Genomic DNA, 19,226 nt, shown 5'->3' with positions numbered 1-19,226 from the left:
CCCACAGATTCCCAGTTGACGTTCGGGTATGCGCACCAGTAGCCTCCATCTCACCTTTAAAAGTTAACGGAGATTCTCACGAAATCGGTTGCGGCGAGCGACCCTGCTGGGAGGCGACATGGAACTTGCGTGGTCAGCGGCCGAAGCCGCATTCAGAGACGAGGTCCGGGCGCTTCTCGACGAGAAGCTGACACCCGAATTGCGTCGTGCCGGCACGCTTGCGACGAGCGTGTACTCCGATCACGAGGCGAGTATGGAGTGGCAGCAGATCCTGCACGAACGTGGTTGGGCCGCGCCCGCGTGGCCGGTAGAGCACGGCGGCTGCGATTGGACGCAGACACAGCACTACATCTTCGGCCGCGAGTCGGTACTCGCCGGCGCTCCGACGCTGTCGCCGATGGGGATCAGGATGGTCGCGCACGCGATCATCGCCTACGGAACGCAGGAACAGAAGGACTTCTTCCTCCCCGGGATCCTCACCGGTGAGGTGTTCTTCTGCCAGGGCTACTCCGAACCGGAGTCCGGGTCGGATCTGGCGTCACTCACGATGGCAGCGGTCGACGACGGCGACGACCTCGTCGTCACCGGCAGCAAGATCTGGACGACGCACGCCACCGAAGCGAACTGGATGTTCGCGCTCGTGCGTACGACGAAGTCCGACAAGAAGCAGCACGGAATCACGTTTGTGCTGATCGACATGTCGACACCGGGCGTCGAGATCCGTCCACTCGTGATGACCTCCGGCGAAGAGGTGCAGAACCAGGTCTTCTTCGACGAGGTGCGGGTACCCAAGAGCAATGTCCTCGGCAAGATCGACGAGGGATGGTCGGTCGCCAAGTACCTGCTGGTCTTCGAACGCGGTGGGGCAGCAGCAGCACCGGCCCTGCAGGTCATGGCCGAAAGGATCGCGACTGCCGCAGCGGAGCAACCGGGCCCGGCCGGCGGCAAGCTCATCGACGATCCCGCGTTCTCCGCCGCGCTCGCCGAGGCGCGCATCCGAACCGAGGTGCTCGAGATCCTCGAATATCGCACGCTGGCAGCATTGTCGGCGGGTAAGGACCCGGGGCCGGCGTCGTCGATGCTCAAGGTACTCGGCACCGAACTCAGCCAGACGATCACGCGACTTGCGCTCGAAGCAGCCGGTCCTCGCGGCCGCGCCTACCAGCCACACGCAACCAAGCCCGGCGGTCCGGTAGCGGATTTCCTACCTCCGAGCGACGGATATCTGAGCGGCGACGATTGGCAGGCGGTCGCGCCGTTGCGCTACTTCAACGACCGCGCCGGCTCGATCTACGCCGGTAGCAACGAAATTCAGCGAAATATTCTCGCCAAATCAGCATTGGGGCTCTGATGGACTTCGGTTTGAGTAAGGAGCAGGAGCTCCTTCGCGATTCGGTCGCCAACTTCCTTGCGAGCCGGTACGACCTGGCCCGCAGTAGGAAGGCCGCGACCACAGGAGCAGGCTGGCAGCCCGAGGTGTGGCGCGCATTCGCCCACGAACTCGGCATCCTCGGCGCGACCCTCCCCGAAGACGTCGGCGGCATGGGCGGTGGCCCGGTCGAGCTCATGGTGGTGGCGGAGGAGCTCGGCCGTGCGCTCGTCATCGAACCGTACGTCGACGCGGTGGTTCTCGGGGGCGGACTTCTCGGCCGCGCAGGGGGCGACCGTGCGAGGTTCGTCCTCGAGGCCATCGCGGAGGGTGAAGCCGTCACCGCGTTCGCTGCCACCGAGCCGACATCCGGATACGTGCTGCACGACGTCACGACGACTGCGCGACGCGACGGTGAAGAATGGGTGCTCGACGGCGCCAAGATCGTCGCCGGGAGCGCACCGCTGGCCACGCATCTTCTCGTCACCGCGCGCACCGAAGGTGAGCGTCTCGACACCGACGGGATCTCGCTGTTCCTGATCGACTTCGACGCAGCGAACCCGCCCGCCGGAGTCGAGGTGCACTCGTACCGGACGATCGACGACCGCCGTGCCGCCGACCTCGAGTTCACCGGGCTGCGGCTGCCGGCCGATTCGCTCCTGGGCGAGCAGGGCCGGGCCTGGAGTTCGATCTCCCGGACGGTCGACGAGGCGATCACCGCTGTCGCGTCCGAATCCGTCGGGCTCATGCGCAAGGTGCTTGCCGACACCGTCGAGTACTGCAAGCAACGTCAGCAGTTCGGCCAGGCAATCAGTAGCTTCCAGGTCCTCCAGCACCGCATGGTCGACATGTACATGGAGCTCGAGCAGGCCGTATCCGCGGTGTATCTCGCGGTGCTGCACCTCGATTCCGATGACGCAGACCGGGCGCGTGCCGTCTCGGCCGCGAAGGCGACGACCAGCCGCGCCGCGCGATTCATCGGCCAGAACGCCGTCCAATTGCACGGCGGCATGGGCATGACCGAGGAACTCGCAGTCGGTCACTACTTCAAACGACTGACAGCGATCGAGTACGAGTTCGGCAGCGCCGAACAACACATCGCTCGATACGCAGAGCTCACCAAGGTTTCGACGTAGGCAGTAGGTAAGGGCGGCCGGCCGCGACGGCGCGTCCTCACTCGAGGAAGCGCTGGACGCGGTCGGCCGCCGTCGTCGCGTCCTCGTGTTCCCACACCCGCACGACGATCCATCCCGCGTCGGTCAGTCGTGCGTCCGTGTCGCGGTCGCGGCGAACATTCGCCGTCAGCTTCGCGTCCCACCACTCCGCGTTGTTCTTCGGCGCGGTCGCGTGCAGAGGACACCGATGCCAGAAGCACCCGTCCACGTAGACCGCAACGTGTCGCCGGGGGAAGACGAGGTCGGCGCGTCGTCGCATGCCTGCAATCGGAGCGCGATCGACGAAGAACCGCAGCCCTCGGCGGTGCAGTTCCCGACGCAGGGCCATTTCGGGGGCCGTGTCGCGCCGACGCTGTCGACTCATCCGTGCACGCGTGCGCGGATCGGTGGCCGGCCGGTCGGACGACGCCATACTGACTCCCTGCGCTCGGTCTCTATGCCGCGACGGTCGGGAACCCGCCCATGCGGTCGAGGTGGTTCTCCACGTCGTCGAGGAACCCGGGAGGAAAGCGCAGCTTGCCGGAGCGCGCGCGGCGCAGAAACCCGGCGGTGGCCCTGGCCGACAGCAACCGCGACTCTTCGAGGAATCCGCCCAGGTCCTCGTACGGAGCGTTCACCGGCCACAGTGATTCGTGGACGCGGAACGTCCTACCCTGCACACCCCATGCGGCGCTCGGCCAGCTATCGCCCGGTGCCAGGGGCGTCTCGTGATCGGCGGAGTACTCGATCTGATGGCTGAGCCGATGACCCACCCACGACGCCATCCGCACGCTCACTGCGTTGCCGACGAGCCGCCACCGATGCCCGGGCCGGACGCCGACAGCCTGGACCGCCGGTGCCGTCCAGTCCGGATCGAAGCCCTGGAGTCGTTCGGAGTCGATCAGCCCGGGGGTGACGATCTCTCCCGACGGCAACCGCACCGCCGGAGGACTCGCGATGCCCAGGGTGGAGCCGCCCTTCAACGTGGGGACTGCATTGACCGCCCACCCCAGGCCCCGAACACCCTCGGTCCAGTAGAAACCGCATGGATAAAGGTCGGGGTTTCCTTCGACGGGCATGCCGGCGTCCTCGCCGAACAGCACAGTGCGGGGGTCGTCGGTGCGGGAGGCAACCATCAGTACCCGCTGGCGACGCTGGGGGAGACCGAAGGCGCGAGCATCGACTACCCGGTAAGCCCACGCGTAGCCGAGGTCACCCAACGCGTCCGTGATGTGTCGCATCGCAGCGCCCCGCCCGAGCTGCAGCATGAAGGGCACGTTCTCGATGACCAGCCAGCGGGGACCGTTCTTCCTCTTCACGAGGCGGAAGACCTCGTCGACGAGGCTCGACTTCGATCCGGTGATGCCCGCTGTCCGTCCGGCCTGGGACAGGTCCTGGCAGGGGAAGCCGGCCGCGACCAGGTCAGTGTTCTGGGGGAGGGAGCGCAGTCGTGTCACATCAGGATGTAGAGGAATGTCGGGGAACCGGCTGCCGAGGACGGCTTGAGCTCCGGGGTCCACCTCGCACAGAAGCTGGGTGTTCCAACCGTGCTCCGTCAGCCCCAGTTCGAGGCCGCCGATTCCGGCGAACAACCCGACCATGTTCCCCGTCGACGTCACGGCACCCTTCCTCGATCGGCTCAACCGAGAACGTTACTCGAGAGTTGTGGTGATCCGTGAGCCGACGCATGAACACGGTGTCGTACAGCGATGAAGTCCCCCCCCGACGCTCAGATCATTCGCTTACGGTGATTCCGTGGTTGCACAACGCGCCGAACCCCCACTCGTGGTGATCCGTGGTGCTTCGGGGTCGGGTAAGAGCACGGTGACCAAGGCGCTGCGACACCGCTTCGGTAAGGCGGAGTGCGCGGTCGTCGCCCAAGACAACGTTCGTCGCACAATTCTGCGTGAGCGCGATGAGCCGGGAGGTTTCAACATCGACCTCATCGAGATGATCGCGATGGAATGCATGAAGAGAGGGCGGCTGACCATCATCGAGGGGATTCTCGACACCGACCGGTACGGCGAGATGCTCGAGCGACTCATGACGTCGACCGACCGCCCCTTCTTCTATGCCTTCGACCTGTCGTTCGCGCAGACCCTCGACCGGCATGCCACGCGTCCGGAGGCGGCCGAGTTCGGCCCCACAGACATGCGCACCTGGTTTCGAGGGCACCAGCCGCTGCCTTTCGTCGCGGAGACCGTGTTCGACGTGTCCTGGTCTGTGGAAGCGGTGGTGGGCCGCATCTACGACGACCTGCGGTCCTCCATCGGCCGATTCGGTGCCGATGACGGCCGCGCTTCCGGAAGAAAATTCCTTTGACCTGGCGATTTGGTGTTCCCGCGAACCGTCGCGTAACTTATTCCAAGTCAGAGCGACACGGACACCGACCCGGACCGCAAGGTCAGGGACAACGAGGTTGGACGAAGACGCCTGAATTTCACTGGTACGACACCTTCTGGTAAGGTTTCGCACCGCCCCTGGTTCCGGAAGCCACACGGATTTGCGTCCGTGAGTGAAACGAACTAGGCTGGAACAGTTGCCTCAGAACGGGCCGGGAGTATCCGGTGAGTGATGATGTGTGCGTGTTCTTTGAGAACTCAACAGTGTGCCGATGAATGTCAGTGCCAATATTATTTGGTGCGACCAACCGATTTTGTCGGTGGTCGATTGCTGATCATCACATTCTTCCGTCTGTGGTGGTCAGTGTTTTGCTAGTTTGAGTTTGAATGCTAGTGATTTGGCTCTTTTGTCTATGACCGATTAGCTCTTCGGAGTGAAATCAAGAGTCTTTTACGGAGAGTTTGATCCTGGCTCAGGACGAACGCTGGCGGCGTGCTTAACACATGCAAGTCGAACGATGATGCCCAGCTTGCTGGGTGGATTAGTGGCGAACGGGTGAGTAACACGTGGGTGATCTGCCCTGCACTTCGGGATAAGCCCGGGAAACTGGGTCTAATACCGGATACGACCACGGGATGCATGTCCTGTGGTGGAAAGGTTTACTGGTGCAGGATGAGCCCGCGGCCTATCAGCTTGTTGGTGGGGTAATGGCCTACCAAGGCGACGACGGGTAGCCGGCCTGAGAGGGCGACCGGCCACACTGGGACTGAGACACGGCCCAGACTCCTACGGGAGGCAGCAGTGGGGAATATTGCACAATGGGCGAAAGCCTGATGCAGCGACGCCGCGTGAGGGATGAAGGCCTTCGGGTTGTAAACCTCTTTCAGCAGGGACGAAGCGCAAGTGACTGTACCTGCAGAAGAAGCACCGGCTAACTACGTGCCAGCAGCCGCGGTAATACGTAGGGTGCGAGCGTTGTCCGGAATTACTGGGCGTAAAGAGTTCGTAGGCGGTTTGTCGCGTCGTGTGTGAAATCCCGCAGCTCAACTGCGGGCTTGCAGGCGATACGGGCAAACTTGAGTACTGCAGGGGAGACTGGAATTCCTGGTGTAGCGGTGAAATGCGCAGATATCAGGAGGAACACCGGTGGCGAAGGCGGGTCTCTGGGCAGTAACTGACGCTGAGGAACGAAAGCGTGGGTAGCGAACAGGATTAGATACCCTGGTAGTCCACGCCGTAAACGGTGGGCGCTAGGTGTGGGTTTCCTTCCACGGGATCCGTGCCGTAGCTAACGCATTAAGCGCCCCGCCTGGGGAGTACGGCCGCAAGGCTAAAACTCAAAGGAATTGACGGGGGCCCGCACAAGCGGCGGAGCATGTGGATTAATTCGATGCAACGCGAAGAACCTTACCTGGGTTTGACATATACCGGACGACTGCAGAGATGTGGTTTCCCTTGTGGTCGGTATACAGGTGGTGCATGGCTGTCGTCAGCTCGTGTCGTGAGATGTTGGGTTAAGTCCCGCAACGAGCGCAACCCTTGTCTTATGTTGCCAGCACGTAATGGTGGGGACTCGTAAGAGACTGCCGGGGTCAACTCGGAGGAAGGTGGGGACGACGTCAAGTCATCATGCCCCTTATGTCCAGGGCTTCACACATGCTACAATGGTCGGTACAGAGGGCTGCGATACCGTGAGGTGGAGCGAATCCCTTAAAGCCGGTCTCAGTTCGGATCGGGGTCTGCAACTCGACCCCGTGAAGTCGGAGTCGCTAGTAATCGCAGATCAGCAACGCTGCGGTGAATACGTTCCCGGGCCTTGTACACACCGCCCGTCACGTCATGAAAGTCGGTAACACCCGAAGCCGGTGGCCTAACCCTTGTGGAGGGAGCCGTCGAAGGTGGGATCGGCGATTGGGACGAAGTCGTAACAAGGTAGCCGTACCGGAAGGTGCGGCTGGATCACCTCCTTTCTAAGGAGCAACTTCCTGTCTCGGATCGACACGTTGGTGTCGGGGGAGCAGGCAGAGCCATTTCGGATTCATATGTAATCCGGTGGTGCTCATGGGTGGAACGCTGACAAGTATCACTGCAGTAGAAGCGGGCTCAGTCTTGTTTCGTGGTGGTTATATCGGTGCGCTGTTGGGTCCTGAGAGAACACGTTGTTCGTGTTTGATCAGCGACGATGATCTACGAAAGTTCTTCGCTTGTGGGCGGGTTCCGGTAGGGGTTGTTGTGTGTTGTTTGAGAACTGCACAGTGGACGCGAGCATCTTTGTTGTAAGTGTTTATGAGCGTACGGTGGATGTCTTGGCACCAGGAGCCGATGAAGGACGTGGGAGGCTGCGATATGCCTCGGGGAGCTGTCAACCGAGCTGTGATCCGAGGATTTCCGAATGGGGAAACCCAGCACGAGTGATGTCGTGTTACCCGCCGGTGAATATATAGCCGGTGTGGAGGGAACGTGGGGAAGTGAAACATCTCAGTACCCACAGGAAGAGAAAACAACATGTGATTCCGTCAGTAGTGGCGAGCGAACGCGGAAGAGGCTAAACCATGGGTGTGTGATACCTGGCAGGGGTTGCACTTGTGGGGTTGTGGGGTTCATTGTGTCGGCGCTGCTGAGCCGGCCAACAGTAAGAAATCATCGTGTTAGTCGAAGTGGTCTGGAACGGCCTGTCGTAGAGGGTGAGAGTCCCGTAGACGAAAACATGGTGACTGTTGATGTGAATACCCAAGTAGCACCGGGCCCGTGAAATCCGGTGTGAATCTGTCGGGACCACCCGATAAGCCTGAATACTCCCTGGTGACCGATAGCGGACAAGTACCGTGAGGGAAAGATGAAAAGTACCCCGGGAGGGGAGTGAAATAGTACCTGAAACCGTGCGCTTACAATCCGTCAAAGCCGTCGAGCAGTTTGGTCTGCTGGTGGTGATGGCGTGCCTTTTGAAGAATGAGCCTGCGAGTTAGCGGCATGTCGCGAGGTTAACCCGTGTGGGGTAGCCGTAGCGAAAGCGAGTCCGAATAGGGCGTTGCAGTGGCATGTTCTAGACCCGAAGCGGAGTGATCTACCCATGGCCAGGGTGAAGCGACGGTAAGACGTCGTGGAGGCCCGAACCCACTTAGGTTGAAAACTGAGGGGATGAGTTGTGGGTAGGGGTGAAAGGCCAATCAAACTCCGTGATAGCTGGTTCTCCCCGAAATGCATTTAGGTGCAGCGTCGCGTGTTTCACTCTGGAGGTAGAGCTACTGGATGGCCGATGGGCCCTACAAGGTTACTGACGTCAGCCAAACTCCGAATGCCAGGGTGTGAGAGCGCGGCAGTGAGACTGCGGGGGATAAGCTTCGTAGTCGAGAGGGAAACAGCCCAGATCGCCGGCTAAGGCCCCTAAGCGTGTACTAAGTGGAAAAGGATGTGGGATCGCTGAGACAACCAGGAGGTTGGCTTAGAAGCAGCCACCCTTGAAAGAGTGCGTAATAGCTCACTGGTCAAGTGGTCCTGCGCCGACAATGTAGCGGGGCTCAAGTACACCGCCGAAGCCGCGGCATTCGCATAACACACGCATTGTCCTGCGGGATGGTGTGCAGTGGTGTGGATGGGTAGGGGAGCGTCGTGTGGCCGTGGAAGCAGCAGTGTGAACTAGTTGTGGAGGCCACGCGAGTGAGAATGCAGGCATGAGTAGCGAAAGACGAGTGAGAAACTCGTCCGCCGAATGACCAAGGGTTCCTGGGCCAGGTTAATCCGCCCAGGGTGAGTCGGGACCTAAGGCGAGGCCGACAGGCGTAGTCGATGGACAACGGGTTGATATTCCCGTACCCGTGTGAACGCGCCCATGATGAATCACCGGTACTAACTGTCCTGAAGCAGGTCTGTTCCCTTCGGGGGATGGGGTTGTGGATGCATGGGACCTTCGGTGGTAGTAGTCAAGCGATGGGGTGACGCAGGAAGGTAGCTGGGCCGGCTGGTGGAGTAGCCGGTGTAAGCCTGTAGGGCGAGTGGTAGGCAAATCCGCCACTTGTGAAGCCTGAGAGGTGATGCGTAGCCGTTGTGGTGAATTCAGTGATCCTATGCTGCCGAGAAAAGCCTCTAGCGAGCTTTCACATGGCCCGTACCCCAAACCGACACAGGTGGTCAGGTAGAGAATACTAAGGCGATCGAGATAACTGTGGTTAAGGAACTCGGCAAAATGCCCCCGTAACTTCGGGAGAAGGGGGACCTTGTCTGGTGATGAGTCTTGCACTCTGAGCTGGGTGGGGTCGCAGAGACCAGAGAGAAGCGACTGTTTACTAAAAACACAGGTCCGTGCGAAGTCGTAAGACGATGTATACGGACTGACGCCTGCCCGGTGCTGGAAGGTTAAGAGGACCGGTTAGCTGCACTTGTGTGGCGAAGCTGAGAATTTAAGCCCCAGTAAACGGCGGTGGTAACTATAACCATCCTAAGGTAGCGAAATTCCTTGTCGGGTAAGTTCCGACCTGCACGAATGGCGTAACGACTTCTCTGCTGTCTCGACCACAGACTCGGCGAAATTGCATTACGAGTAAAGATGCTCGTTACGCGCGGCAGGACGAAAAGACCCCGGGACCTTCACTATAGCTTGGTATTGGTGTTCGGTTCGGTTTGTGTAGGATAGGTGGGAGACTGTGAAGCGGGCACGCCAGTGTTTGTGGAGTCGTTGTTGAAATACCACTCTGATCGTATTGGATGTCTAACCTCGGACCCTGATCGGGTTCAGGGACAGTGCCTGGTGGGTAGTTTAACTGGGGCGGTTGCCTCCTAAAATGTAACGGAGGCGCCCAAAGGTTCCCTCAGCCTGGTTGGCAATCAGGTGTTGAGTGTAAGTGCACAAGGGAGCTTGACTGTGAGACTGACAGGTCGAGCAGGGACGAAAGTCGGGACTAGTGATCCGGCACCGGCATGTGGAAGCGGTGTCGCTCAACGGATAAAAGGTACCCCGGGGATAACAGGCTGATCTTCCCCAAGAGTCCATATCGACGGGATGGTTTGGCACCTCGATGTCGGCTCGTCGCATCCTGGGGCTGGAGTAGGTCCCAAGGGTTGGGCTGTTCGCCCATTAAAGCGGCACGCGAGCTGGGTTTAGAACGTCGTGAGACAGTTCGGTCTCTATCCGCCGCGCGCGTAAGAAACTTGAGGAAGGCTGTCCCTAGTACGAGAGGACCGGGACGGACGAACCTCTGGTGTGCCAGTTGTCCCGCCAGGGGCATGGCTGGTTGGCTACGTTCGGAAGGGATAACCGCTGAAAGCATCTAAGCGGGAAGCCTGTTCCAAGATGAGGTTTCTCACCCCCTTTGTGGGGGTAAGGCCCCCGGCAGACCACCGGGTTGATAGGCCGGATCTGGAAGCACAGTAATGTGTGGAGGTGACTGGTACTAATAGGCCGAGGACTTACCATGAAGGTGCTACGCGTCCACTGTGCGGTTTCTGAAACAGCACCCGTTTCGTCGGGATAGTTTCATAGAGTTACGGTGGTTATAGCGATAGGGAAACGCCCGGTCCCATTTCGAACCCGGAAGCTAAGCCTGTCTGCGCCGATGGTACTGCACTCGTCAGGGTGTGGGAGAGTAGGTCGCCGCCGAACACCCGTTCCGAAAGGGGACCCACTTGTATGGGTCCCCTTTCGTGTTTTCTATCGGTTTGTAGTTTCGGGTAATGCGATGGGGGTGGGGTCGGGAATTGTCCCGGCCCCGCCCCCATTTCTTTTATCGATTCTGATTTACGACCGGGACGTTTTCGGTCGCTGTGCCGGCTTCGAAATCGGATGGCCACCGGGCTTCGGGAGTGCACGAGTGAGTCGCGGTGCCCAACCACTCGTCGGCCAGCGTTTGAGACCCAGACGATCGGGCGTCAGACGCGTGTTGACGAAGGCCTTTTCGAGCTCGGGGTCGGCTTCTCCGCGGAATCGGTAGAGAATTGTGCCGCCGTTCTCTTCGGTGCGGGCACCCGCTTCCCATCCTGTGGCGCGATACACGCCGCGCACGATGTTGTCGGCGACGACGATGATCGGCAGTCCGTCGATTCCTCGGGCTGCGGTTCCGGCCGGCCAGGGGCGCGATGCGAGTTCGCGCACAGCCTCCGTCGAGGCCTTCTTCGCTTCGTTGATACGCAGAACCACGCACGGCGTGGGCGGTTCGGGCGCCGCCTGCGCCGAGTACTGGCGAACGATCTCCGAGATCGGGATTGCCGTGCGGTCGGCTTCCGACTCCTCATTGGTTCCGGCCAGGTTCGTCAGTACCGGTTCGCCGCGATGTGGTTCGAGTAGACCGAGCGAGCTGATGACTGCTTGCGCGACCTCGCCGGCTGTGTGTTCGGGATCGGCTGCGGGGCGCAGTGCGTCGGCGATGATGAAGTGCTCGACGGAGTAGCCGGAGTCGTATACCGCCTTTATTCGACGGAGTGCCGCCTCGGTCTCGGGCGTCGCGACCGGTGCCTTCTCCTTCGACTCTTCGAGCTTGTGGGTTTCACCGAGCGCAGTCCAGGTGAGTGTGAAGATGCGATTGGCACGACCGGTTCCGACGTAGACGATGCTGCGGTCGCGGGAGTCGACGATCGCGTAGACATATGCACCGAGTTGGTCGATCACGTTCTTCTGGAGAGGTCCGGGTGTCGGTGTCCTGTCGTCGACCTTGGTGACGATGGCGCGTAGAACAGTCAGGCGGAGAGATACGGGAACTGCACCTGCAGAGCCCCCGAACAGTTCGCGGTTCGCGGCGTCGACCGAGCCGAACGTGCGTCCGCTGTTGCGTGCCAGTGCGCTCAGCGCGAGCGTGAATTCGGAGAGTCTCTGCCGCGGATCGTCAGCGGTGTCCGGCAGCTCATTGCTGGTCAGGAACATCTGTATCTCCGGAGATTCCAGCAATGACTGGGCGATGTTCAGAGGAACTGTCCACACGGTGCGCATGAAGCGACTCTAGGCCAATATAGGGCGAAGGAACCGATTCCGAGGCGGCGGCGTCGTACAGTTTTCGATCTTCGTTACACGATCAGCATCCGTACGGACGACGTCGGGATTCGGTGGGTGGACCGATCGGAATAGAAGAGGTATCGATGCAGGTAGAAGTGGTGCAGGTCGTCCTGCTCATGAAAATCGGTACGGCGCTGTGAGACGTCTCCGTACCGGAGGGTCTCCAATACCGGCACCGATGCCCCTCGGCCGTGACTTGTCGCATACGGTATAGATCGTGAGCAGCCCTGACTCTGATGCCGTTCGTCCCGCGGCAACCCCAGCGTCCAACTGGCCCGCGCTCCTGACCTGGCGGTCGCTGGACGCGCCCAGGATGGAATCGGTACGCGTGCAGTTGAGCGGCCAGCGCATCAAGGCGACAGGTCGTATCGTCGGAGCCGAATGTTCCGAGCATCCGGCGTTCAGCGCCTCCTACGACCTCGTGACCGACGAGGACGGAGTCACGCGCCGGCTGTCGGTGCGCACCACCATGGCGGCCGGCGAGCGACACATGTCGATCAGCCGTTCCGGCGAGGGCATCTGGATGGTCGACAGCGGAACCCACCACCAGCGAGCATCTTTCGGTGGGGCGCTCGATGTCGACGTGATCCTCAGTCCGTTCTTCAATGCGCTGCCGATCCGGCGCTACCGTTTGCAGGAAGGTGCCGACGAACTCGAGGTTCCTGTCGTCTACGTCAGCCTGCTGGACCTCACGGTGCAGGAAGCTCTGGTGACGTACAGCAGCGCAGCCGACGGGATCCATGTTCTGTCGCCGGTGTCGTCGTCCTCCGTGACGGTCGACGAAGACGGATTCGTCGTCACCTACCGTGGGTTGGCCGAACGCATCTAGTTGTCGCCGACACCTTCCACTGCCAGCGCGACCGCGAGTGCCGCAGACTCTGCCGGGTGGCTTCCGTGACCCCCGGTACCGGCGGTGAGTCCGACGATCTGAAGCCCGATGCCGACGTCACCGGGTGCGGGCACCGAGATCGCAGGTACGCCGAGCACACTGAACGGGATGCACAGTTGCAGTAGGGGCGCTCGCAGGTCGGCCGGGTCGCTGCCGAGGGGCGCGGATCGGATGCTCGTGGTGGCGGTGAACAGTGCGTCGAGGTTCTCGGTGCGTCGCCACCGCTCGAGGACGTGGTGTCGGAGCTTCTGAGCGGCCCGTAGCGCCCGGAGGTACTCGTGGGCGGGGCGATCCCGCTGTGCCTCCAGGAGCGCCGCAGTGGGCGGCTGGTAGCGAGCAGGGTCGGCCTCGAACCTGTCGCGGTGCGTCTCGTACGCTTCGGATCCGGTGATGATCGGATACACGCCGAGCAGATCGTCGGTTTCGGGCAGTACGACATCGACTACCTCGGCACCGAGATCTGTGAGGGTTCGGCAGGCGAGGTCTGCTGCAGCGTCGAACTCTGTGCCGGTGAGGTCCCAGATCCCGCCGCGGAGCCGGCCGATCCTCAGTCCTTGCACCGGGGAACGCAGATGCGCGACCCCGGGCACCGCACCCCAGGCGAGTGCCGCGTCGAGGCTGTCGGTGGTGAGCAGGCCGATGTGATCGAAGGTCGTGGACAGCGGGAAGACGCCGTCGACGGGCAGTGCTCCGCTGCTCGGCTTGAATCCGGCGATGCCGCACAACGCTGCGGGTGTGCGGATGCTGCAGCCCGTGTCGGTGCCCACCGCGACCGGCACGATGCCCTTCGCGACGAGCACCGCGGAACCGGACGACGAGCCGCCGCTGATGAGAGTGGGATCGTGCGGGTGAGCGGCAGGGCCCGAGGCGTTGACGAGGCCTGTCGGTCCGTACGCGAACTCGTGCAGGTGCGTCTTCGCGACGATGATTCCGCCGGCTTCACGTAGTTTCTCGACGATGCGGGCGTCCCGGTCGGCGGCGGGTGCGTCGGCGAACACGTTGCTTCCGCAGCGGGTGGGTAGGCCCGCGACGTCGATGTTGTCCTTGACCGCGATTGCGACGCCGTGCAGGGGACCGATCCAATTGCCGGCGGCGATCTCGGCGTCGGCGCGCGCTGCGGCCTCGAGGGCCGTAGCGTCGTCGCGGGCAGCCACGATGTTGGACCAGGGCGTGCCGTCGAGCGCATCGAGATCTGCGAGGACCTGGCGGACGTGGGCGGTCGCGGTGAGCTTTCCGGTGGTGAGAGCGGCTGCGGTGTCGCGAAGGTTCGTCACGTCCACACACCTCCTTGCCTTCCGGCATCCCTGAGTCGTTCGATCCAATTGTCGTCGCCGGGGACAATGCCGGTGATCGGATGGCGTCGACGCTGTTCGTAGCGGGTGCGGGCGTCGTGGCCGCTGCGCGTGAGCTCGCCGGTGCTGCCGTCCGCGAGTTGCTCACGTGCCGCACGCAGGACGTCGAGGGTCTCGTCGAGGGCATCGAGTAGCGCGGTCGCGTTGCCCTCGCACATCGCGTCGACGAGGCCGGGCGCGGTTGCCGCGACACGCGTGCCGTCGCGGAATGAACCGGCGGCGAGTCCGAGCGCCAGATCGCCGCCGCCGGCCCCCGAGAGCGCGAGGGCTTCGGCGAGGATGTGCGGCAGATGGGAGATCCGCGCGACCGCGGCATCGTGTTCGCGGGACTCTGCGGGGACGACGACCGAACCGCAGTCGAGGGCGAGCCCGGCGACCTGCTGCCACACGTCGGGGTCGGTGCCGTCGTCGACGGTGACGACCCACACGGCGTCGCGGAAGAGGTCTGCGGATCCGGCATCCCAGCCGGACTCGGCGGTCCCGGCCATCGGATGTCCGCCGACGAAGCGTGCCGACAGGCCGCGTGCTGCGACCGTGTCGGCGATCTGACCTTTCACGCTCACAACATCGGTGAGGGCCACGTTCGGTGCGTGCTCGGTGATCGCCGCCAGAATCGAGTCGACGGCGGGCACCGGCACGGCGAGCACCACCAGGGCTCGAGCTTCTTCCGCACGCGCCAGTGTGGCTGCCAGGTCGGTGGATGCGTCGAACCCGTCTGCGACGGCGGACTCCACCGCGTGCGCGGAGCGGTTGTATCCCCAGGCTCGACGACCCGTCGCTGTCGCGGCCCGGAGGACGGATCCGCCGATCAGGCCGAGACCGAGAACACAGATGGGGGGCGCGGCAGCAGGTGTGGACACCGCTCCAGATTGGCATATTCACCGGTGGGCTTCATTCGTGGGACCGGGCCGACTACCGTTGCGCGCATGGCTGCACAGCGTGTCGGGGACAAGAGCCCCGCGGTGAGTTCGACAGAGGACTTCGAAGGTTTTGCCGTTGCAGTGACGCGCGAGGACGGACGCTGGAAGTGCCGTGCACTGTCGGCATCGGCATTGACGAGCCTCGACGCTGCCGTGACGGAATTGCGGGAGCTCCGGAGTTCCGGAGCAGTGTTCGGTCTGCTCAATGTGGACGACGAGTTCTTCATCATCGTCCGCCCTGCTCCGGCAGGCACTCAACTGTTGTTGTCGGACGCGTCGATGGCGGTGGATTACGACGTCGCGGCCGACGTGCTCGATGCACTGAACGTCGAAATCCCGGACATCGATCCAGATGAGCTCGACGACGTGGAGCCCTGGGAAGAAGGAGACCTCGCGATCCTCGCCGACATGGGATTGCCGGAGCCGGTGCTCGCCGTGATCTTGTCGGAGACGGACCTGTATCCGGACGAGCAGCTCGACGAGATCGCGCAGAGACTCGGATTCGACGACGTGTTGAGCTCGACGCTCGACAAGATGAACTAGATGGGTCTGCGCGACGACGAAAAGCTGATCCGGGTCGCGTTGGACGCAGCGGCCGCCGCACCTGCCGGGGACGTCCCGGTAGGTGCGGTCGTGTTCGCGCCGGACGGCACCGAGCTCGCTCGTGCCGCCAACTCACGTGAGGCGACCGGCGACCCGACTGCTCACGCCGAGGTCCTGGCCCTGCGCGCTGCCGCGCAGGTGTACGGGGACGGGTGGCGACTCGAGGGCACGACCCTCGCGGTCACGCTGGAGCCGTGCACGATGTGTGCGGGGGCGCTCGTGCTCGCCCGGGTCTCGCAGGTGGTGTTCGGTGCGTGGGAGCCCAAGACCGGTGCTGTGGGGTCTCTGTGGGACGTCGTGCGCGACCGTCGGCTCACTCATCGCCCCCAGGTTCGCGGCGGGGTGCTGGAAGCAGAGTGTGCGGCGTTGCTCGAAGAGTTCTTCCGTGACCAGCGAACGCCTTCATCCGGGTCGTGACCAGGCGATTTCGACACAGAGACCCGATCCGGTAAAGTCTTCTAGCGGTGGCGTGTCCGAGCGGCCTAAGGAGCACGCCTCGAAAGCGTGTGACGGGTAACCCCCGTCCGTGGGTTCAAATCCCACCGCCACCGCCAAGAGCGACGCCCTCGAACTTCGGTTCGGGGGCGTCATTCGTCTGTGATGCCTGCCGGGGGTATACGCGAATGAAAACGGTAGCTGCTCGCTGCTGACAACGCGGCTGTCCGTTCAGGATGCATTGCTGCGCCCGTCGGCCTTCACCCCAGTCTCTCGCTGAGGATCGCGGCACCCGGACCCGACAGTTCCTGCGCGACCCCTCGCCGTCCGGCCATGGTCATCAGCACGGCTTCTCCCAGGCCTCGTGCCTCGGGGCCTCGACCGTAGGTCCAGTCGAGGTCGGTCGCGATGAGCCGCACACCTCGCGCCTTCCAGAACCCACGCAGTGGGGGAGCCGTCACGGCGAAGGGCAGCGCGTAGCGAAGGCGCTCAGGTGGGGCCGTGCGTAGGAAACCGAGGGGACGACGGATGTCCTGGTGGTGGATCAGAGCGTCGACGAGTCCGACGCGCCCGCCGAATCGTGCGGTGGCGCCACACGGATCGAGGTGGGCACGCAGGAACTCGAGCAGTGCGGCAGGTTCGAGGTGGGCGTAGTCGGCGAGCGCAACTTCGTTGAGGTGCCACGGCCGGAACCGAGTCCGGACCACCCGTTTCAGCAGGTCCGGAGTGCTGTGCTCCTCGTAGCTGATCATGTGGGCGACTACGTCGCGCACCGTCCATCCCAGGCAGAGGCTCGGCTCCTGCCACTGCTGCGGCGACAGAGTCTCCAGGAAATCGGCGAGGTCGGCCCGTTCGTCGTGGGCCATGGCCATCACGGACCCGCTCATCTTCGTAGGGTACGACGGCGACCACGAGTGGAGAAGGCGCCCGCCCCGCCGACAACAATGTGTGGCTACTCGTGTGGGCGCGTATCAGTGCTCGTCGATCAGGCGCCGCACGACTTCGAGCAGTTCGTCGACGTCGTCGCTCGGTGTATCGCTCGTCTCGCCCGACATCGCGGCGTTGTAGTAGAGGCCGTCGCCCATCAGCATGACGGCGCGTGCGACGGCAGGGTCGCTGATCTCATCGACGAGAACGTCCATCCAGCCTCGATGAATTCTCTGGAGTGCCAGGCGTGCGCGTGGGATCGCGTTCTGGCTCAGGCGGGTCGTGGCGATGATGGCGCGGTCGATCGGGGTGCCCGCGTAGACGGAGGTGCGGATGTAGTACGCGGCCGGTCCCTCGGGGGCATCCCGCATGAGGTCGGCATCCGCCGCGGCGAGTTCTTCGACGTGCTCGGCCAGGCTTTCGACGAGAGCGTCCTTCGAGGGGAAGTGATAGAGCAGGCCGCCCTTCGATACGCCGGCGGCGGCGGCGACGGCGTCGAGGGTTGCGGCGCGTTCTCCTTGCTCGAGCAGGATGGTCACGAAGGCGTCGAGCAGTTTGGCGCGGGCGGCGGGAGGGGGTGGCACGGGCCGATGATACGGCCCTCGTTACTTTACCGTCCAGCTGGTACAGTAACGAGGGTTCGATCCCAACCTTCCCGAAAGCCCGATAAACGTGTCGATCACACCTGTCTCGAATTCGGATGCGAACTCCGCCGTTCCGAAGGCCGGCCCACGCGAATGGGTGGCCCTCGCGGTCCTCATGCTGCCGGTGCTGCTGGTGTCGATCGACAACACCGTGCTCGCCTTCGCGCTCCCCGAGATCTCCGCGTCGCTGCAGCCGAGTGGCGCGCAGCAGCTGTGGATCATCGACATCTACCCGTTGATCCTCGCGGGCCTGCTCGTCTCGATGGGCAGCTTCGGCGACCGGGTCGGACGACGACGACTATTGCTGATCGGCGCGACCGGATTCGCGGCCGTGTCGGTGATCGCTGCGTACGCGCCGTCGGCGGAAGCGTTGATCGCCTCGCGTGCGGCACTGGGCTTCTTCGGGGCCATGCTGATGCCGTCGACACTGTCGCTGCTGCGGAACATCTTCCTCGACGCGGCGCAACGCCGGCTCGCGATCGCGCTGTGGGCGTCGTGCTTCGCGGCGGGTGCTGCGCTCGGGCCCATCGTCGGTGGCTTCCTGCTCGAACACGCGTGGTGGGGTTCGGTGTTCCTGCTCGCAGTGCCGGTGTTGATCCCGCTGCTCTTCCTCGGCCCGATCTTCGTTCCGGAATCCAAGGATCCTGCTCCCGGCCGCATCGACGTGGTGAGCATTGCGCTGTCGATGCTCGCGTTGGCACCGCTGGTGTTCGCGATCAAGAACCTTGCCAACGGTGGCTCTGTGGCCGCTACGGTGATTCCCGCCGGCGTCGGGATCGTGGCGCTCGTGTCTTTCGTGCGCCGCCAACTGCGCCGCCCGGATCCGATGCTCGACGTGCGCCTGTTCCGTGTGCCCACGTTCAGCGGAGCGGTCGCGGTGAACCTTCTCTCGGTGTTCTCACTCGTCGGTTTTCTCTTCTTCGTCTCTCAGCACCTTCAACTGGTGATCGGGCAGAGCCCCATGCAGGCGGGGCTGAGTCTGGTCCCCGGGCTGGGCGTGATGGTGGTGTCGGGGCTGACCGTGGTCACTTTGGTGCGGTGGATACGGCCGTCGACGATCATCGTGTCGGCGCTGTTGCTCTCTGCTCTCGGCTACGCGCTCGTGTTGCTGCTCGCATCGCCGACTGCGGTGACGCCGATCATCGTGGCGTTCGCGGTGCTCGGAGCGGGGATCGGGGCAGCCGAGACATTGTCGAACGATCTGATCGTCTCGAGTGTGCCGACGGAGAAGGCGGGCGCGGCGTCAGCGGTGTCGGAGACTGCGTACGAGATGGGTGCGGTGCTCGGTACCGCGGTGCTCGGCTCGATTCTCACCGCGTCGTACGGTGCGAATCTGCAACTTCCGACCGGGCTCGACCCGGAAGCCGCAGCTGCTGCTCGAGAAACCTTGGGCGGCGCCCACGCTGTCGCGACGAGCCTGCCCGCAGAGCAGGCGAACGTCTTGCTCACGACCGCAGGCGCCGCATTCGACAGCGGCGTGACCATCACGTCGGGCATCGGGATGGTGCTCATGGTCGTGTCCGCGCTGCTGGCGGCGCGGATGCTCACCCGGAGACCGGCCTCGACCGACGCGGTCGAGGCCGTCCTGGAGAAGTCCGGTGCCTGACGAGT

Annotated in this window: 14 protein-coding genes, 1 tRNA gene and 3 rRNA genes; 11 read left to right on the top strand and 7 right to left on the bottom strand. The window is 63.1% G+C overall.

The window, feature by feature from the left end; genetic code table 11:
* Positions 1-118: 118 nt before the first annotated feature.
* Both ACZ46K_RS02960 and ACZ46K_RS02955 read left to right on the top strand, forming a co-directional pair.
* Positions 119-1,351 (top strand): acyl-CoA dehydrogenase family protein, encoded by a 1,233-nt coding sequence (locus ACZ46K_RS02960; protein ID WP_054805328.1) that lies wholly within the window; start codon positions 119-121, stop codon positions 1,349-1,351.
* On the top strand, positions 1,351-2,505 hold the full coding sequence (locus tag ACZ46K_RS02955; protein WP_054805329.1) for an acyl-CoA dehydrogenase family protein: 1,155 nt from the start codon (positions 1,351-1,353) through the stop codon (positions 2,503-2,505). The genes ACZ46K_RS02960 and ACZ46K_RS02955 overlap by 1 nt, the downstream gene beginning before the upstream one ends.
* Positions 2,506-2,542: 37 nt before the next feature.
* Here ACZ46K_RS02955 and ACZ46K_RS02950 read toward each other — a convergent pair whose 3' ends face one another.
* Positions 2,543-2,956 carry a very short patch repair endonuclease gene (locus ACZ46K_RS02950; protein ID WP_054805330.1) on the bottom strand — a complete coding sequence of 138 codons (414 nt, stop codon included), beginning with the start codon at positions 2,954-2,956 and terminating at the stop codon, positions 2,543-2,545.
* A gap of 22 nt (positions 2,957-2,978) precedes the next feature.
* On the bottom strand, positions 2,979-4,124 hold the full coding sequence (locus tag ACZ46K_RS02945) for a DNA cytosine methyltransferase (RefSeq protein ID WP_464749221.1): 1,146 nt from the start codon (positions 4,122-4,124) through the stop codon (positions 2,979-2,981).
* Between the two features lie 154 nt (positions 4,125-4,278).
* Between ACZ46K_RS02945 and ACZ46K_RS02940 the strand changes: the two genes are divergently transcribed.
* The 4 genes from ACZ46K_RS02940 to rrf all read left to right on the top strand — a co-directional run bounded on the left by ACZ46K_RS02940 (position 4,279) and on the right by rrf (position 10,462).
* Positions 4,279-4,845: an AAA family ATPase gene (locus ACZ46K_RS02940; RefSeq protein WP_054719212.1), complete on the top strand. Its 567-nt coding sequence runs from the start codon at positions 4,279-4,281 to the stop codon at positions 4,843-4,845.
* A 470-nt stretch (positions 4,846-5,315) separates the two neighbouring features.
* Positions 5,316-6,836: ribosomal RNA gene (locus ACZ46K_RS02935) — 16S ribosomal RNA — on the top strand.
* A gap of 304 nt (positions 6,837-7,140) precedes the next feature.
* Positions 7,141-10,277 (top strand): 23S ribosomal RNA (locus ACZ46K_RS02930).
* Between the two features lie 68 nt (positions 10,278-10,345).
* A 5S ribosomal RNA gene (gene rrf / locus ACZ46K_RS02925) occupies positions 10,346-10,462 on the top strand.
* Together the 16S, 23S and 5S rRNA genes form the textbook arrangement of a ribosomal RNA operon.
* A 135-nt stretch (positions 10,463-10,597) precedes the next feature.
* On the opposite strand, the gene ACZ46K_RS02920 is transcribed toward rrf, so the two are convergent.
* On the bottom strand, positions 10,598-11,782 hold the full coding sequence (locus tag ACZ46K_RS02920) for a hypothetical protein (protein ID WP_054807726.1): 1,185 nt from the start codon (positions 11,780-11,782) through the stop codon (positions 10,598-10,600).
* 280 nt (positions 11,783-12,062) lie between these two features.
* On the opposite strand from ACZ46K_RS02920, the gene ACZ46K_RS02915 reads away from it, so the two are divergent.
* Positions 12,063-12,674 carry a putative glycolipid-binding domain-containing protein gene (locus tag ACZ46K_RS02915; RefSeq protein ID WP_464746579.1) on the top strand — a complete coding sequence of 204 codons (612 nt, stop codon included), beginning with the start codon at positions 12,063-12,065 and terminating at the stop codon, positions 12,672-12,674.
* On the opposite strand, the gene ACZ46K_RS02910 is transcribed toward ACZ46K_RS02915, so the two are convergent.
* Both ACZ46K_RS02910 and ACZ46K_RS02905 read right to left on the bottom strand, forming a co-directional pair.
* Positions 12,671-14,014: an amidase gene (locus tag ACZ46K_RS02910; RefSeq protein WP_464746577.1), complete on the bottom strand. Its 1,344-nt coding sequence runs from the start codon at positions 14,012-14,014 to the stop codon at positions 12,671-12,673. The genes ACZ46K_RS02915 and ACZ46K_RS02910 overlap by 4 nt on opposite strands.
* A complete protein-coding gene (locus ACZ46K_RS02905; protein ID WP_464749220.1) occupies positions 14,005-14,964 on the bottom strand; it encodes a prephenate dehydrogenase in 960 nt (319 codons plus the stop codon). The genes ACZ46K_RS02910 and ACZ46K_RS02905 overlap by 10 nt, the downstream gene beginning before the upstream one ends.
* A gap of 48 nt (positions 14,965-15,012) precedes the next feature.
* On the opposite strand from ACZ46K_RS02905, the gene ACZ46K_RS02900 reads away from it, so the two are divergent.
* From ACZ46K_RS02900 to ACZ46K_RS02890, 3 genes are all read left to right on the top strand, one after another.
* Positions 15,013-15,549: a tRNA adenosine deaminase-associated protein gene (locus tag ACZ46K_RS02900; RefSeq protein ID WP_054808013.1), complete on the top strand. Its 537-nt coding sequence runs from the start codon at positions 15,013-15,015 to the stop codon at positions 15,547-15,549.
* Complete coding sequence (locus ACZ46K_RS02895) at positions 15,550-16,026, top strand: nucleoside deaminase (protein ID WP_464746575.1); 477 nt, start codon at positions 15,550-15,552, stop codon at positions 16,024-16,026. It abuts the gene before it with no gap.
* 46 nt (positions 16,027-16,072) lie between these two features.
* Positions 16,073-16,163 (top strand) — tRNA-Ser (locus ACZ46K_RS02890).
* A gap of 141 nt (positions 16,164-16,304) precedes the next feature.
* Here ACZ46K_RS02890 and ACZ46K_RS02885 read toward each other — a convergent pair.
* Together ACZ46K_RS02885 and ACZ46K_RS02880 are read right to left on the bottom strand one after the other, a co-directional pair.
* On the bottom strand, positions 16,305-16,931 hold the full coding sequence (locus ACZ46K_RS02885; protein WP_054805741.1) for a maleylpyruvate isomerase family mycothiol-dependent enzyme: 627 nt from the start codon (positions 16,929-16,931) through the stop codon (positions 16,305-16,307).
* Positions 16,932-17,015: 84 nt separating this feature from the next.
* Positions 17,016-17,555, bottom strand: a complete 540-nt coding sequence (locus ACZ46K_RS02880; RefSeq protein ID WP_464746573.1) for a TetR family transcriptional regulator — start codon at positions 17,553-17,555, stop codon at positions 17,016-17,018.
* Between the two features lie 175 nt (positions 17,556-17,730).
* Between ACZ46K_RS02880 and ACZ46K_RS02875 the strand changes: the two genes are divergently transcribed.
* Entirely contained in the window at positions 17,731-19,221 is a 1,491-nt protein-coding gene (locus ACZ46K_RS02875; RefSeq protein ID WP_464749219.1) for an MFS transporter, read from the top strand.
* Positions 19,222-19,226 lie beyond the last annotated feature (5 nt).

This window comes from Rhodococcus sp. JCM 9793 (assembly GCF_055380405.1).
This window is presented reverse-complemented; position numbering and strand designations above follow the sequence as displayed.

What these genes read in the sequence shown, in the direction of transcription:
- ACZ46K_RS02875 (WP_464749219.1), top strand. Translation starts at nt 17,731, where the DNA reads ATGCTGCCGGTGCTGCTGGTGTCGATCGACAACACCGTGCTCGCCTTC.
- ACZ46K_RS02885 (WP_054805741.1), bottom strand. Translation starts at nt 16,931, where the DNA reads ATGAGCGGGTCCGTGATGGCCATGGCCCACGACGAACGGGCCGACCTC.
- ACZ46K_RS02955 (WP_054805329.1), top strand. Translation starts at nt 1,351, where the DNA reads ATGGACTTCGGTTTGAGTAAGGAGCAGGAGCTCCTTCGCGATTCGGTC.
- ACZ46K_RS02950 (WP_054805330.1), bottom strand. Translation starts at nt 2,956, where the DNA reads ATGGCGTCGTCCGACCGGCCGGCCACCGATCCGCGCACGCGTGCACGG.
- ACZ46K_RS02920 (WP_054807726.1), bottom strand. Translation starts at nt 11,782, where the DNA reads ATGCGCACCGTGTGGACAGTTCCTCTGAACATCGCCCAGTCATTGCTG.
- ACZ46K_RS02945 (WP_464749221.1), bottom strand. Translation starts at nt 4,124, where the DNA reads ATGGTCGGGTTGTTCGCCGGAATCGGCGGCCTCGAACTGGGGCTGACG.
- ACZ46K_RS02900 (WP_054808013.1), top strand. Translation starts at nt 15,013, where the DNA reads ATGGCTGCACAGCGTGTCGGGGACAAGAGCCCCGCGGTGAGTTCGACA.
- ACZ46K_RS02895 (WP_464746575.1), top strand. Translation starts at nt 15,550, where the DNA reads ATGGGTCTGCGCGACGACGAAAAGCTGATCCGGGTCGCGTTGGACGCA.
- ACZ46K_RS02960 (WP_054805328.1), top strand. Translation starts at nt 119, where the DNA reads ATGGAACTTGCGTGGTCAGCGGCCGAAGCCGCATTCAGAGACGAGGTC.